This window comes from Pseudomonas sp. AC255 (assembly GCF_979258175.1).
The window spans coordinates 5,058,708-5,073,703 of the sequence record NZ_OZ409841.1 but is presented as its reverse complement, the minus strand read 5'-3'; the positions used below and the strand labels follow the sequence as shown (position 1 = coordinate 5,073,703).

The window sequence follows — 14,996 nt, the reverse complement described above, 5'->3', positions numbered from 1 at the left end:
TGTGCATGGCGGGTCCCGGATTGAAAGTGCTGATGGCCGTGAGCGCCATGGCGTTGCTCACCGCTTGCGGCGACAAGAAGCCTGCTGAGGAATACTTGCCACGGGTCTTTGTGCAAGAGGTCGAACCGGCCAACTACGCCGCAGCGGTGACCCTCACCGGTGATGTGCAGGCGCGGGTGCAGACCCAGCTGTCATTTCGCGTCGGCGGCAAGATCATCCAGCGCATGGTCGATGTCGGCGACCGCGTCACGGCCAAACAGGTGCTGGCCAAACTCGATCCGAAGGATCTGCAGACCAACGTCGATTCCGCTCAGGCCCAGGTCGTCGCCGAACAGGCCCGCGTTAAGCAAACGGCGGCCGCTTTCGTGCGTCAGCAAAAACTCCTGCCCAAGGGCTACACCAGCCAGAGCGAATACGATTCGGCACAAGCCGCGCTGCGCAGCAGTCAGAGCGCATTGAGCGCGGCGCAGGCGCAACTGGCGAACGCCAAGGACCAGCTCGGCTACACCGCGCTGATCGCCGATGCACCCGGGGTGATCACCGAGCGCCAGGCCGAAGTCGGCCAGGTGGTGCAGGCCACCGCGCCGATTTTCAGCCTCGCCCGCGATGGCGACCGCGACGCGGTATTCAATGTCTACGAATCGCTGCTGGCCGAGCGTCCGTCCGATCGTTCGATCGTGGTCAGCCTGCTCGACAATCCCGAGATCAAAACCACCGGCACCGTGCGTGAGATCACGCCGTCGGTGTCGGCGCAATCGGGCACCGTGCAGGTCAAGGTCAGCCTCGACAAGCTGCCGCCGGGCATGCAACTCGGTTCTGTGGTCAGCGCCACCGCCAAAGGCACCGGCAAATCAGCTGTGGAACTGCCTTGGTCGGCGCTGACAAAAAACATCAGCGACCCGGCGGTGTGGCTGGTCGATGACAAAGGCGAAGCGCAGTTGCACACGGTCACGGTCGGTCGCTACCTGACCGGCAAAGTGATCATCAGCGAAGGTCTCAAGGGCGGCGAGAAAGTCATTGTCGCCGGCGGCCAGTTGCTGCACCCCGGCATGAAAGTCGAGATTGCCGAAAACACCTACAAGGATCTGCAACCGGGAGCGCAGCCATGAAGCGCCTCGGACTGTTGTGCATGGCGCTGCTGCTGGGCGCCTGCTCGGAAAAGGAAACCCCGCCGGAACCGGTACGTCCGGTGCTGTCGGTCACGGTCAAAGCGCTCAACGAAGAAAGCCTCGGACGCTTTGCCGGCAGCATTCAGGCGCGTTACGAGAGCAACACCGGTTTCCGCGTCGGTGGACGCATCGCCAGCCGCAACGTCGATGTCGGCGCCGAGGTGCAGAAGGGCACCTTGCTCGCCACCCTTGATCCGTCCGATCAGCAAAACCAGTTGCGCTCGGCTCAAGGCGATCTGGCGAGGATCCAGGCGCAGCTGATCAACGCGCAGGCCAATGCACGTCGTCAGCAAGCGCTGTTCGATCGCGGCGTCGGTGCGCAGGCGCAACTGGACGTCGCCAACACCGATCTGAAAACCACTCAGGCCTCGCTCGATCAGGCCCGCGCGGCGGTCAGCCAGAGCAAGGATCAACTGAGCTACACCGAGCTGCGCTCCGATCACAAAGCCGTGGTCACCGCGTGGAACGCCGAAGCCGGGCAAGTGGTAACTGCCGGCCAACAGGTGGTGACGCTGGCGCAGCCGGACATCAAGGAAGCGGTGATCGATCTGCCCGATACGCTGGTCGATCAGTTGCCCAGCGACGTGGTGTTCTCGGTGGCCGCGCAACTCGACCCGAGCATCAACACCACGGCGATCATCCGCGAGATCGAACCCCAGGCGCAAAGCGCCACGCGCACCCGCCGCGCGCGCCTGACCCTGTCGGATACGCCGGACGGTTTCCGCCTCGGCACCGCGATCAGCGTGACCCTCAGCTCGGCGATCAAGCCGCGCATCGAACTGCCGGTGACGGCGTTGCAGGAAGCCGACGGTAAAACCCGGATCTGGGTCATCGACACGCAGAACAAAACCGTCAACCCGCGCGACGTCAGCGTGGTCAGCCGTGGCGACAACAGCGTGGTGCTGGCCGGTGGCGTGCAAAACGGCGAGCGCGTGGTCAGCGCCGGCGTCAACAGTCTCAAACCCGGACAATCGGTAAAACTTGACGAGGACAGTCAATGAAAGGCTCTTTCAACCTCTCCGAATGGGCCTTGAAGCACCAGTCATTCGTCTGGTACCTGATGTTCGTCGGGCTGCTGATGGGGGTGTTCTCCTACTTCAATCTCGGCCGCGAAGAAGACCCGTCATTCACCATCAAGACCATGGTGATCCAGACCAAATGGCCGGGCGCGACCCAGGAAGAAACCCTCAAGCAGGTCACCGACCGCATCGAGAAAAAACTCGAAGAGCTCGATTCCCTCGATTACGTGAAAAGCTACACCCGCCCCGGCGAGTCGACGGTGTACGTGTACCTGCGCGACACCACCAGCGCTGAGGACATTCCGCAAATCTGGTACCAGGTGCGCAAGAAGATCGACGACATTCGCGGCCAGTTTCCCCAGGGCATTCAGGGGCCGGGGTTCAACGATGAGTTCGGTGACGTGTACGGCTCGGTCTACGCCTTCACCGCCGACGGCCTGACCATGCGCCAGTTGCGCGATTACGTGGAACAGGCGCGGGCCGAGATCCGCAACGTGCCGGGGCTGGGCAAGATCGAAATGGTCGGCCAGCAGGACGAAACGATTTACCTGAACTTCTCCACGCGCAAACTTGCCGCGTTAGGTATCGACCAGCGCCAGGTGGTGCAGAGCCTGCAATCGCAGAACGCGGTGACTCCGGCCGGGGTGATCGAGGCGGGGCCGGAGCGGATTTCCGTGCGCACCTCGGGCCAGTTCGAGTCGGAGAAAGATCTGGCCGAGGTCAATCTCAAGCTCAACGATCGCTTCTATCGTCTGGCCGACATCGCCGAGATCAGCCGTGGCTACGTCGACCCGGCGACACCGGAATTCCGCTTCGACGGCAAACCGGCGATCGGCCTGGCGATTGCCATGCAGAAGGGTGGCAACGTTCAGGAATTCGGTAAGGCGCTGCATGAGCGCATCGACCAGCTCACCGCAGATTTGCCGGTCGGCGTCGGCGTGCACACCGTTTCCGATCAGGCGGTGGTGGTGGAAGAGGCCGTCGGCGGTTTCACCAGCGCGCTGTTCGAAGCGGTCATCATCGTGCTGGTGGTGAGCTTCATCAGCCTCGGCGTGCGCGCCGGTCTGGTGGTGGCCTGCTCGATTCCGCTGGTGCTGGCGATGGTGTTTGTGTTCATGGAATACAGCGGCATCACCATGCAGCGGATTTCCCTCGGCGCGCTGATCATCGCCCTCGGTCTGCTGGTGGACGACGCGATGATCACCGTGGAAATGATGGTTACACGCCTGGAAATGGGCGAGAGCAAGGAGCAGGCGGCGACGTTCGCCTACACCTCGACGGCATTCCCGATGCTCACCGGTACGCTGGTGACCGTCGCCGGTTTCGTGCCCATTGGTCTCAACGCCAGTTCGGCGGGTGAATATACGTTCACGCTGTTTGCGGTGATTGCCGTGGCGATGATCGTCTCGTGGGTGGTGGCGGTGTTCTTCGCACCAGTGATTGGCGTGCACATCCTCAGCGACAAGGTGAAGGCCCACGATGCCGAGCCGGGTCGCGTCGGTCGCGCCTTCAACGGTGGTCTGTTGTGGGCCATGCGCAATCGTTGGTGGGCGATCGGCGTCACCGTGCTGTTGTTCGTGCTGGCGGTGTTCTGCATGCGTTTCGTGCAGAACCAGTTCTTCCCCGCTTCCGACCGCCCGGAAATTCTGGTCGACCTGAACCTGCCGCAAAACGCCTCGATCGACGAAACCCGCAAAGCGGTGGACAAGCTCGAAGCGACGCTCAAGGGCGACCCGGACATCGTGCGCTGGAGCACTTACATCGGTCAGGGCGCGATCCGTTTCTACCTGCCGCTGGATCAGCAATTGCAGAACCCGTACTACGCGCAGCTGGTGATCGTCAGCAAGGATTTCGAAGCCCGCGAGGCACTCAGCCAGCGCTTGCGTGAGCGCCTGCACAAAGACTTCGTCGGCATCGGCAGCTACGTGCAGGCTCTGGAAATGGGCCCGCCGGTGGGGCGTCCGATTCAGTATCGAGTCAGCGGCAAAGACGTCGATCAGGTGCGCAAACACGCCATCGACCTGGCCACCGAACTGGACAAGAACCCGCACATCGGCGAGATCATTTACGACTGGAACGAGCCCGGCAAAGTCCTGCGCATCGATATTGCCCAGGACAAGGCGCGGCAACTCGGGCTGTCGTCCGAAGATGTGGCCAACCTGATGAACAGCATTGTCAGCGGCTCACCGTTGACCCAGGTCGATGACGATATCTACCTGATCAACGTGGTCGGTCGCGCCGTGGATTCCGAGCGCGGTACCCCGGAAACCCTGCAGAACCTGCAGATCGTCACGCCGAGCGGCACCTCGATTCCGCTGCTGGCGTTTGCCACCGTGCGCTATGAACTGGAGCAGCCGTTGGTCTGGCGTCGCGACCGCTTGCCGACCATTACCATCAAGGCCTCGGTGCGCGACGAGATTCAGCCGACCGATCTGGTGAAACTGCTCAAGCCGTCGATCGATGCTTTTGCCTCGAAACTGCCGGTCGGCTACAAGGTCGCCACCGGCGGCACGGTCGAGGAAAGCGGCAAGGCCCAAGGGCCGATTGCCAAGGTGTTGCCGCTGATGCTGTTCCTCATGGCGACGTTCCTGATGATTCAGTTGCACAGCGTGCAGAAGATGTTCCTGGTCGCCAGTGTGGCGCCGCTGGGGTTGATCGGCGTGGTCCTGGCGCTGGTGCCGACCGGCACGCCGATGGGCTTCGTGGCGATCCTCGGGATTCTCGCGCTGATCGGCATCATCATCCGCAACTCGGTGATTCTGGTGACGCAGATCGATGAGTTCGAGCAGAAAGGCTATGCGCCGTGGGACGCGGTGGTCGAAGCCACCGAACACCGGCGCCGGCCGATCCTGCTCACCGCAGCGGCAGCGAGCATGGGCATGATCCCGATCGCCCGCGAAGTGTTCTGGGGGCCGATGGCCTACGCAATGATCGGCGGGATTGTCGTGGCGACGCTGCTGACGCTGCTGTTCCTGCCGGCGCTGTATGTGGCCTGGTACAAGATTCGCGAGCCGCAGAAGGACGAGGCTTAAAAGCGCGTGCTGCGCACTCATCGCGAGCAGGCTCACTCCTACAGTTGAAATGCGTCCCCTGTAGGAGTGAGCCTGCTCGCGATGGCGTCAGAACGGTTTATGAAGATTTATGCCACACGCTCGCCAGCCAAGGCTGCTGCTCACGCGGCAACCCGGCGGGGCGGTAATAATGCTCCAGCTCGACAAACCCCGCCGCCGTCAGCAACCCGCGCCAGGCCTCGAGATCGTGATACGAGCCGTAGCGCGGCCCGTTCCAGCCCTCTTGGTTGTCGCCACGCGGATTGGAACTGAACAGCACTCCACCCGGTTTCAAGGTGCCGTGCAGTTGCCGTAGCACTTGCGGCAACACCTGCAGCGGCACATGAAACAGCACGGCGTTGGCGAAAATGCCGTCGAAGCGCTCGGCCGGCAGATCAAGCTTGAGAAAGTCCTGCTGCCAGACTTCGCAACCGCTGTCTTCGCGGGCCATGCGCGCGAATTCCTGTGAGCCATCAAGGCCGATCGCGACGTGGCCCATGCGCGTGAAGGTTTGCAAATCCCGCCCCGGCCCGCAGCCGAAATCGAGAATCGTGAAGGGTGCTTCACCGTGAATGTGGCGCAGCAAGGCCTCGATGTTCTGGCTGACATCGTGGTCGCGAGTGCCTTCACGGAAATCCTCGGCCACCGAGTTGTAGTGACCAAGGGTGGTGGCGGTGATCTGTTCGAGGTCGCTGGGCGTTTGCTTCATGATCAATGCTGTATTGGCGGCGTGAGGGCGGACTATAAGCCTTTTCACCGGCAAAAAAACGCCGCCTGCGCTGGGGCCAGTGCAGGCGGCAATGGGTGCCAGGCTTCAGTGCTGCTTCGCTCCCAGACAATCGATCGAGCGGTCCATCATCGCCTTGGCCATTTCCAGCAGATGCCAGACCGAAAACACCATGGCCCGATCCGCGCCCCCGAGCTGGTCACCGCATTGATGGACGGTCACCGAGGCGCAGCGCAGCAGATCGGCAACATACAGTTGGGCGTCCTCCAGCGTCACATCTTCGCTGATGCTGTAAACGCGTTTCTGTCCCGCCAACGTGACCTGATTGCCGGCCAGATGCGAGTCGACGGCGCGGCACAGTGCAGAGCGATCCTTGAGCAAATCCTCGGTGAACCGCTTGCTTGAGGTAAGGCTGAGTGGCGGATCGGCAAGATTTTTTTCCATGGGTAAACTCCTGACTTCAAGTGGGAGCCAACCATTTCGCGACTAAACGAGCAGGACGGCGGCTGCACGCGGATCAGTCGCCGGCCGGACAACTGAATCCAGTCACCGCAAAACAGTGACGACCGGAGATTAGCTACAGGATATTTCGGGTACAAGCGGGCAAAATATTCTAGGAATCGTCCTGCAAACCCCCGTGGTTCGGGCTGGCGAAACGACAAAAGTGGTGTAGGAAGCATCTGATTTTTGCGAAGGGCGTTGCCTAAGATATCGCGATCACAAGGGCCTGATTGATGGCCACCTGCCGCCATCGACCTTAGCGCTTATTCAGTCCTCGCGCCAGCCTGTCTGAATGACCGCATGGGTGCGCAAACCTGAATGCAACTGGTAGTTCTTACAGTATCGGGATGGAGAAAACTGGTTCAGTCTCGGCGTATAGACATCAGGGACTCGCGTAGCCGTGAATACCCGCCATGACACCGCCACTCCGACCTTGTCGGTCATTGACCCGCGCGCACTGGTGGTTCGCAGCGTTGCCTATTGCCGACACCCGGATAAAGCCGACATCGAATCGCGCATCACCCGGCAGATCTTTGATGAGGCGGGGCGTCAGGTAGCGTCGTGGGATCCGCGTTTGTACGGCGTTGCGCCCAAGCCGAATCTGGCCACACTCTACGCATTGAGCGGTCAAGACTTACTCGCAGACAGCGTCGACTCCGGTTGGCAGGTGCGGCTGTTGAATGAAGCGGGCTCGATGTGTTCTGGCTGGGATGCCCGGGGCAGTCAGAGTCACCGCCAATACGATGATCTGCTGCGACCGCTAGCCCTCACCGAGCAGGCGCACGACGGGCAGCCTCACGTGGTCGAGCGCTGGACCTATGCAAAAGCCACCGATGATCACGCACAGCACAACCAGTGCGGTCGACCAATCCGCCACGACGACCCGGCCGGCAATCGGCATTTCGATGGCTACGGCCTCGGTGGCGCAGTGGTGGTGGAGTCGCGACGCTTTTTGATCGAGCTCGAGACGCCTGACTGGCCGCTCGAACCCGACCGGCGGGATGACTATCTCGAGGAAACAACCTACGTCACCCGGCAGACGTTCATTCCAACCGGCGAGTTGCAGCATCACACCGACGCGGTTGGAAACCTCAGAACGCAGCATTACAACATCGCCGGGCAAGCTTGCGCGACCTGGCTGTTGCAGGCCGGCGAGGGCAGGCAGCCGAAGTGCCTGGTCAGCGCGATTCGCTACAACGCGCAGGGTCAGATCGAAAGCGAAACGGCCGGCAACGGCGTCATCGCCCGCGCCGAATACAGCCGCGATGACGGCCGGTTGCTGAGACTGCTCGCCAGTGTCGGCACGCATCCTCCGTTGCAGGATCTGAATTACGTCTACGATCCGGTGGGCAACATCGTCAGCCTGGAAGACAAGACTCAAGCCGTGTCCTGGCTCAACAATCAGCGCATCGATCCGGTCAGTCGGTATCGCTACGACAGCCTTTATCAACTGGTCGAGGCCAGCGGCTGGGAAGTCAGCCAGCCCAGTCATGGCCCGGCCTTGCCGGAGCTGCTGCCAACGCCGCTGGATCCTAATCAACGGCGCAACTACACGCAGAAATTCGACTACGACGCAGCGGGCAACCTCATCACTCGCCATCACAGCGGTGCGCCGGGTTTTTCGATGTACACCTCCCATCGCAGCAACCGAAGCCTGGCGCAGCGCGACGATGGTTCCTTGCCCGGAGAAGCGGAGATAGCGCTGGGATTTGATGCGGCGGGTAATCAGTTGGAGTTGCAACGTGGTCAGGCCATGTGCTGGAACGTACGCAATGAGTTGAGCCGGGTTGTGTTGCTGAAACGTCCGAATGAAAGCGATGACTACGAATGTTATGGCTACGACGAGCCGGGGCATCGGTTGCGTAAAACGACTGTCAGCCAAGCGTCCGGTCAGAAGCTGACGGTAGAAGTTCGTTATCTGCCGGGGCTTGAGATTCATCGCGAAGTCGATGGTGTCGAGCGACATGTCGTCAATGTCGACACCGGGCGCAATCGGGTACGACTGCTGCACTGGCCAAGCGGGGTGGAAGGCGACCAACTGCGTTACAGCCTCAGTGATCATCTTGGTTCCAGCACGCTGGAATTGGATGATGGTGCGGGGATTTTGACTCAGGAGCACTATTACCCGTTTGGTGGCACGGCGTGCTGGGCGGGTAAAAATGCATTGGCGGTGAAAAACAAAACGATTCGCTACTCAGGCAAAGAGCGGGATGCGACCGGTCTTTACTATTATGGATATCGTTATTACGCGCCGTGGTTACAACGCTGGACAAGTCCCGATCCTGGCCGAGATATCGATGGAATCAATCTTTACGCAATGCTAGGAAATAGTCCGCTGATTTTCGTTGATGAACAGGGGACGGTCAGAGGTTTGAGTAGCGTTTTGAGCGGCGAAAGTGACGCGGAGCATGCGCGCAGGGCCCATTTCAAATTGCATTTGCTCCCCAGCATCATGGCTAGAAAGGACACGGATAAGAGTTCTGCCATTGGCAAAATTAAAAAGCTGGCGCGCATCCAGAGCGATGTGGCTGCGGATGAATTGCTGGAAGCCGCTGTTGATGTCATATCCAGGGCGAAACTGACTTTCAATATCAATCCGGAAAGCATCCCTGATCTAGAAGGTGATGGCCTCATGAATATGTGGCATCAAGGGGTTAAACCAGGTTTTGCAACGGAGATCCGGGATGGTTTCGAAATGGGCATGTTTGACTATGCTCATTCCCCTTCCAGAATAATAAAAGAGTATGGCTCGCTAGATCATCCGAAATTCAATGGGGATTTCAGGCCTTTTTATGGGGCTTTGAAACTCTCTTCCGGTCTGGCCAGCGCGGGTGGCGCTTCAGCCTATGGGGCTGCTGCCTTCCATCTGAAGGATGAGTCACGTAAATATATGACGTTGACCGGAGTCGACAGCTTTGATCTGAAGCCTTCAATCAATAATCTGGCTTCATTTGGAAATCTGTATCCAGTGTTTCACCAAATGCAATCCAAAACGTGGCAAGTATTGACAAGGATTATGTCGGGTGTCGAAACGGGTCTGGCTTCGCCTGATGAGTATGTGGAGTGGCAATCTCATAACAGCGTGAAGTGGAAAGACATGACGAGTCTGATTTTTCAGACAAGAGAAAACATGGAAAACACGCTTGATCAGGGAAATACCCGGGCTTTTCTGAAAAAAAATTCGATTACTCCAGGTTATGTCGGGTGAACACTCACAGTAGCGCCACCAGTTCGCATCCGATGGTGGGCGCTGGCGTCCCAGCCATCGGAAGCAAAGAGTCTGCTTCACCGCTTGTTCAACCCCGAGCCAACCGATCCCCACCCAACTGAATCACCGCCACCAACGCCACCAGCAAGACAATCACCGTCAACATGATCTGGCTGTCGAAGCGCTGATAACCGTAGCGGTAAGCGATATCCCCCAGCCCACCAGCACCAATTGCCCCAGCCATGGCCGACGAATTGATCATCGTCACCAGGGTGATGGTGAAACCGCCGACAATCCCCGGCAGCGCCTCGGGCAGCAGCACATGCCAGACGATATGCCAGCGCCGGCAACCCATGGCCTGCGCGGCTTCGATCAGACCATGATCGACCTCGCGCAGACTCACTTCGGCGATCCGCGCGAAGAAGGGCGTTGCGGCGATTGTCAGCGGTACCACAGCGGCCCACACGCCATAGGTGGTGCCGACGATCAGGCGGGTAAACGGAATCAGCGCAACCATCAGAATCAGGAACGGGATCGAGCGGAACAGATTGACGAAGGCGCCCAGCGCACGGTTCAACAGCGGCGCCTCATAGATCCCGCCCTTGTCACTGGTGACCAGAATCACCGCCATGGGAATCCCCACCAGCAGCGCGATCAGCGACGACACGCCGACCATCAGGAAAGTGTCGATAAAACCCTGCAGCAAGCGATCAAACCACATAGCCCAATACCTCCACTCGTTGCGCCCATTGCCCGGCGCGTTCGCGCAATTGCCCGGCGCTGAACGCCGAGCCGCTGACGGCCAGTAAAAGCTGCCCCAGCGCATGACCCTGAATCCTTTCCACGCCGCCCTGAAGCAGCTTCACTTGGCCACCCAACGCCGCAAACAACGCGGCCAGATCCGGCTCATCAGCGGCACTGCCGGTGAACTGCAAACGCAACACCACCGCTGCATCAGAAGCCGTGGATTGCGCCTGCAAACGGCTTTGCAATTCTTCCGGCAAGGCGTGTTGCAGCGGCGCGAGCAAGGTCTGGCTGACCTCGTGTTGCGGATTGCCGAACACTTGCCACACCGGGCCTTGCTCGACCGCATGGCCATGCTCAAGCACGACGACGCGATCGCAGATGTCGCGGATCACTGCCATTTCGTGAGTGATCAGCACAATGGTCAGGCCGAGGCGTTTGTTGATCTCGCGCAACAGGCCGAGGATCGACTGCGTGGTCTCCGGATCGAGTGCCGATGTCGCTTCATCGCAGAGCAGAATGTCCGGGTCATGCACCAGCGCGCGGGCGATGCCGACACGCTGCTTCTGCCCGCCGGAGAGTTGTGCCGGGTAGGCCTTGTGCTTGCTTTGCAGGCCGACCAGTTCGAGCAGTTCGCGCACCTTGTTGTCGCGCTGTTCCTTCGGCACGCCGGCGACTTTCAGTGGCAACTCGACGTTCTGCCAGACGGTCTTGGCCGACATCAGATTGAAGTGCTGGAAGATCATGCCGATACGCCGGCGCAGAGCGACGAGGCGGTCTTCATCGAACTCGCCGATATCGACCTGATCGATCAGCACCCGCCCCGACGTTGGCTGTTCCAGGCGATTGATCGTGCGGATCAGCGACGACTTGCCGGCGCCGCTGCGGCCGATGATGCCGAACACTTCACCACGCTGAATCGCCAGGTCGATGCCCTGCAAGGCCGCGACCGGACCTTGCCGGCCGTCGTAGGTTTTGCCCACGCCAATAAAGCGTACGTGGGCGCGATTCAACTCGGGGTGCAGCTCGGTTTTTTCAGCATTGTGTGGCTCTGGAAGCTCCAGTCGCCGTTGGATCGCTGCGGTCATGTTCAGCTTTCCCAGCCGGCCTGATAGAGCTTGCCGTGGGCCTTGTCCAGTGCCGCGCGAACGGCCGGCGAATGCTGATAGATGTCGACGAACTTGATCAGGCGCGGGTCGGTTTTGCTCTTCGGCTGGATGACGAACTGGATCACGTATTCCTTGTGATCGAGACCGTCGAACAGCAGCGCCGAGCCGGCATCGAAGGTCTTCGCCAAGCGGATATAGGCTGGATAACCCTGGACCAGGTCGGCGTCGTCGTACGCGCGCACCAGTTGCACGGCTTCGACCTGAAGAATCCTGATCTTCTTCGGATTGGCGACGATGTCGTCTTCGGTGGCTTTGTAGCCGACGCCCGGTTTCAGGCTGATCAACCCGGCCTTGGCGAGCAATTGCAAACCGCGTCCGCTGTTGATCGGGTCGTTGGCGATGGCGACGCTGGCGCCTTCGGGCAGCTCATCGAAGCTTTTGTATCGCTTCGAATACAGACCGACGTTGTTAATGATCCCAGGAGCGAATGGCACCAGATCGAAACCGGACGCGGCTTTGGCGTTTTCCAGGAACGGAATGTGCTGGAAGTAATTCACATCGATGTCGCCAGCGGCGAGGCTGACGTTGGGCGCGATCCAGTCGGTGAATTCCACCAGTTCGACTTGCAGGCCCTGTTTGGAGGCTTCCTCGACGGCGGCTTCCAGCGGGATGGCAAAAGCGGCGGTGGTGCCGATTTTCAGCGGCGCATCGGCAGCAAACACCGCCGAGCTGAACAGGCCGAAGGCCAGGGCCAGTGCTTTGACTGGGTGGGACAGGGTTTTTTTGGTCATGGTGGTTTTTCCAGTCAGTGCATGAATTTTTGCTGTCGGGGAGGGCCTCTTCGCGAGCAGGCTCGCTCCCACAGGGGCACGCATTTCAAATGTGGGAGCGAGCCTGCTCGCGAAGCTTCTGATGCCTGTACGAAGATCCGCTGTGTTGCTCAGGCAACTGAGCCTCACCGTGAAACAATTTCTCGCGCAAGCTGCCGCTGTCATACGCAGTCTTGTACGAGCCGCGCCGCTGCAGCTCGGGAATCACCAGTTCGATGAAATCGACATAGCTTTCCGGGGTGACGATGCGGGTCAGGTTGAAGCCGTCCAGACCGGTTTCGGCGATCCACGATTCCAGTTCATCCGCCACTTGCTCGGGCGAGCCGACCACGGTGATGTAACGACCACCGAGGGCGTGCTGGTCGAGCAATTTGCGCCGGGTCCAGTCGTTGTTTTGCAGGTTTTTCGTCGCCGACTGAATCGCGTTGCTCTTCACGTACTGGATCGGTTCGTCGATTTCGTACTGGGCAAAGTCGATGCCGGTGGAGGCGGAAAAATGCGCCACGCCGGCCTCGGCACTGGCGTAACTCAGGTACTCGGCATGCTTGGCCCACGCCGCTTCTTCGGTGGCGCCGACGATCACATTGAGGCCCATGAACACCTTGATGTCTTGAGGATTGCGCCCGGCTTCGACCGCGCTGGCACGGACCTTGTCGACCTGCACTTTGGTCGATGGTTTGTTCTGGCCGCTGATGAATACGCACTCGGCATGACGCCCGGCGAAGAGCAAGCCGCGATCGGAGCTACCGGCCTGAAACAGCACTGGCGTGCGCTGCGGTGACGGCTCGCAGAGGTGATAACCCTCGACCTGATAGAACTCACCCTTGTGCTCGATCTTGTGCACTTTGTCCGGGTTGGCGTAGATGCGCTGCTCGCGGTCGTTGAGCACCGCGCCGTTCTCCCAACTGCCTTCCCAGAGCTTGTACAAGACCTGCAGATACTCTTCGGCCTGGTCGTAGCGGCGGTCATGTTCGACCTGTTCGCGCAGGCCCATGGCTTTGGCGGCGCTGTCCAGATAACCGGTGACGATGTTCCAGCCGACCCGGCCGCGACTCAAATGATCTAGCGTCGACATGCGTCGGGCGAACAGATACGGCGGCTCGTAAGTGAGATTGGCGGTCAGGCCGAAGCCGAGGTTTCTGGTGACGGCTGCCATCGCTGAAACCAGTAGCAGCGGATCGTTGACCGGCAACTGGATCGACTCTTTCAGCGTGACGTCCACCGAGTTCTGGTAGACGTCGTAGACGCCGACGATGTCAGCGATGAACAAACCATCGAACAATCCACGCTCAAGCAACTGCGCCAGTTCGGTCCAGTATTCGATCGTGTTGTAGCGGGTCGAAGTGTCGCGCGGATGCGTCCACAGGCCGTGATTGATATGGCCGATGCAGTTCATGTTGAACGCGTTGAGCAGAATTTTCTTTTTCGCAGCGCTCATCAGATCGTCCCTCGCAGCGGAGGGTTTTCGTCGTTGAGGTAATAATTGCCAACTGCGTGATATTTCCAGCGCACTGGGTCATGCAGGGTATGCACTCGGGCGTTGCGCCAGTGGCGGTCGAGGCCGTGTTCACTCAGCGTCGCCTGGCTGCCGGCCAGTTCGAACAGGGTGCTGCCGGCGGCGAGGGAAATTTCCGTGCTGATCGCCCGCGCTTCGGCAACCGCGATCGATGCGGCGGCGACGGTTTCGGCGTTGGTTTCGGCTTGCGCGGCATCGAGGATTTCGCCGGCACGTTCGAGCAAGGCTTCGGTGGCGTGCAACCGAATGCTCAAGTGGCCGAAGCTCTTCAATGTCAGCGGATCTTCGGTGGCCTTGTCGTTGCCGGAATCGATCCACGGACGGGTTTTGCTGCGCACGAAATGCAAGGCATCTTCGAAAGCGGCGCGGGCAATGCCGGTGTCGATGGCGGCGTGGAGAATCTGCGCCAGCGGGCCGACCGTGGTCGGGCGCTCGAAAGCGCTCTGAAACGGCAGCACATCTTCAGCCGCTACATAGACATCTTCGAACACCACCGAGCCACTGCCAGTGGTGCGCTGGCCGAAGCCGCTCCAGTCGTCGATCACCGTCAGGCCCTTGCTCTCGCGCGGGACGAAGGCCAGTTGCTGTACGCCGTTTTCATCGACCACCGACGTCGGAATGCGCTGCGCGTAAATCGCCCCGGTCGAGTAGAACTTGCGACCGTTGATGCGATAACCAGCGCCGTCGCGTTCGAGGCTGGTGACGCGGTCGTGAGCGGTTTTGGTGCCCAGTTCTGCCAAGGCATTGCCAAAGCGTTGGCCGGCGAGGACCTCGGCGTACAGGCGCTGTTTCTGTTCATCGCTGCCATTCACGCGCAGCACTTCCAGTGCGTAGAAATGGTTCTGCGGAATTTGCCCGAGTGAACCGTCGGCCTGCGCAATCAGGGCGATGACTTTGGCCAGGGTGACGTTGGATACGCCCGCGCCGCCATAGTCTTTTGGCACGCTGATGCCCCACAGGCCAGAGCGGGAAAACACTTCGAGCTCGGCCAATGGCAGGCGGCGTTCGCGGTCGCGGATCGCGCTGTCGCGTTTGAAATCTTCGGCCAGGTCGCTGGCGACGATCAGGGCTTGCTCATCGCTGGTGATGAGCGCGACGTGATGGGAAAGCGTCATAGGGGGTT

General features: G+C 60.2%; 10 protein-coding genes and 1 pseudogene. 4 read left to right on the top strand and 7 right to left on the bottom strand.

Annotated features, from left to right (window positions below):
• Positions 1–5 precede the first annotated feature (5 nt).
• From ACZZ0K_RS22870 to ACZZ0K_RS22860, 3 genes are read left to right on the top strand one after another with little or no spacing between them, the layout of a single operon-like run.
• On the top strand, positions 6–1,109 hold the full coding sequence (locus ACZZ0K_RS22870; protein ID WP_258707443.1) for an efflux RND transporter periplasmic adaptor subunit: 1,104 nt from the start codon (positions 6–8) through the stop codon (positions 1,107–1,109).
• Positions 1,106–2,170, top strand: coding sequence for an efflux RND transporter periplasmic adaptor subunit (locus ACZZ0K_RS22865; protein WP_041477460.1), 1,065 nt, complete (start codon positions 1,106–1,108; stop codon positions 2,168–2,170). The genes ACZZ0K_RS22870 and ACZZ0K_RS22865 overlap by 4 nt, the downstream gene beginning before the upstream one ends.
• Entirely contained in the window at positions 2,167–5,220 is a 3,054-nt protein-coding gene (locus tag ACZZ0K_RS22860; protein ID WP_150741792.1) for an efflux RND transporter permease subunit, read from the top strand. Before ACZZ0K_RS22865 ends, ACZZ0K_RS22860 begins: the two co-directional genes overlap by 4 nt.
• Before the next feature lie 97 nt (positions 5,221–5,317).
• On the opposite strand, the gene ACZZ0K_RS22855 is transcribed toward ACZZ0K_RS22860, so the two are convergent.
• Both ACZZ0K_RS22855 and ACZZ0K_RS22850 read right to left on the bottom strand, forming a co-directional pair.
• Positions 5,318–5,947 carry a class I SAM-dependent methyltransferase gene (locus tag ACZZ0K_RS22855; protein WP_150741791.1) on the bottom strand — a complete coding sequence of 210 codons (630 nt, stop codon included), beginning with the start codon at positions 5,945–5,947 and terminating at the stop codon, positions 5,318–5,320.
• Between the two features lie 105 nt (positions 5,948–6,052).
• On the bottom strand, positions 6,053–6,409 hold the full coding sequence (locus ACZZ0K_RS22850; RefSeq protein WP_041477463.1) for a DUF6124 family protein: 357 nt from the start codon (positions 6,407–6,409) through the stop codon (positions 6,053–6,055).
• Positions 6,410–6,866: 457 nt separating this feature from the next.
• Between ACZZ0K_RS22850 and ACZZ0K_RS22845 the strand changes: the two genes are divergently transcribed.
• A complete protein-coding gene (locus tag ACZZ0K_RS22845) occupies positions 6,867–9,674 on the top strand; it encodes an RHS repeat domain-containing protein (protein WP_258707444.1) in 2,808 nt (935 codons plus the stop codon).
• Between the two features lie 77 nt (positions 9,675–9,751).
• On the opposite strand, the pseudogene ACZZ0K_RS22840 reads toward ACZZ0K_RS22845, so the two are convergent.
• The 5 genes and pseudogenes from ACZZ0K_RS22840 to ACZZ0K_RS22820 form a co-directional block, all read right to left on the bottom strand.
• Positions 9,752–10,395 (bottom strand): annotated as a pseudogene (locus ACZZ0K_RS22840) (methionine ABC transporter permease).
• On the bottom strand, positions 10,385–11,506 hold the full coding sequence (locus tag ACZZ0K_RS22835) for a methionine ABC transporter ATP-binding protein (RefSeq protein WP_236168237.1): 1,122 nt from the start codon (positions 11,504–11,506) through the stop codon (positions 10,385–10,387). The pseudogene ACZZ0K_RS22840 and the gene ACZZ0K_RS22835 overlap by 11 nt, the downstream one beginning before the upstream one ends.
• A gap of 2 nt (positions 11,507–11,508) precedes the next feature.
• Complete coding sequence (locus ACZZ0K_RS22830) at positions 11,509–12,318, bottom strand: MetQ/NlpA family ABC transporter substrate-binding protein (RefSeq protein ID WP_252882994.1); 810 nt, start codon at positions 12,316–12,318, stop codon at positions 11,509–11,511.
• An 85-nt stretch (positions 12,319–12,403) separates the two neighbouring features.
• Positions 12,404–13,795, bottom strand: coding sequence for an LLM class flavin-dependent oxidoreductase (locus ACZZ0K_RS22825; RefSeq protein ID WP_463559394.1), 1,392 nt, complete (start codon positions 13,793–13,795; stop codon positions 12,404–12,406).
• Positions 13,795–14,988, bottom strand: coding sequence for an SfnB family sulfur acquisition oxidoreductase (locus ACZZ0K_RS22820; RefSeq protein WP_095181110.1), 1,194 nt, complete (start codon positions 14,986–14,988; stop codon positions 13,795–13,797). The genes ACZZ0K_RS22825 and ACZZ0K_RS22820 overlap by 1 nt, the downstream gene beginning before the upstream one ends.
• Positions 14,989–14,996 lie beyond the last annotated feature (8 nt).

Excerpts from the sequence above, each read along its gene's own strand:
- ACZZ0K_RS22865 (WP_041477460.1), top strand. The coding sequence starts at position 1,106 with ATGAAGCGCCTCGGACTGTTGTGCATGGCGCTGCTGCTGGGCGCCTGC.
- ACZZ0K_RS22820 (WP_095181110.1), bottom strand. The coding sequence starts at position 14,988 with ATGACGCTTTCCCATCACGTCGCGCTCATCACCAGCGATGAGCAAGCC.
- ACZZ0K_RS22825 (WP_463559394.1), bottom strand. The coding sequence starts at position 13,795 with ATGAGCGCTGCGAAAAAGAAAATTCTGCTCAACGCGTTCAACATGAAC.
- ACZZ0K_RS22835 (WP_236168237.1), bottom strand. The coding sequence starts at position 11,506 with ATGACCGCAGCGATCCAACGGCGACTGGAGCTTCCAGAGCCACACAAT.
- ACZZ0K_RS22860 (WP_150741792.1), top strand. The coding sequence starts at position 2,167 with ATGAAAGGCTCTTTCAACCTCTCCGAATGGGCCTTGAAGCACCAGTCA.
- ACZZ0K_RS22855 (WP_150741791.1), bottom strand. The coding sequence starts at position 5,947 with ATGAAGCAAACGCCCAGCGACCTCGAACAGATCACCGCCACCACCCTT.
- ACZZ0K_RS22850 (WP_041477463.1), bottom strand. The coding sequence starts at position 6,409 with ATGGAAAAAAATCTTGCCGATCCGCCACTCAGCCTTACCTCAAGCAAG.
- ACZZ0K_RS22870 (WP_258707443.1), top strand. The coding sequence starts at position 6 with ATGGCGGGTCCCGGATTGAAAGTGCTGATGGCCGTGAGCGCCATGGCG.
- ACZZ0K_RS22830 (WP_252882994.1), bottom strand. The coding sequence starts at position 12,318 with ATGACCAAAAAAACCCTGTCCCACCCAGTCAAAGCACTGGCCCTGGCC.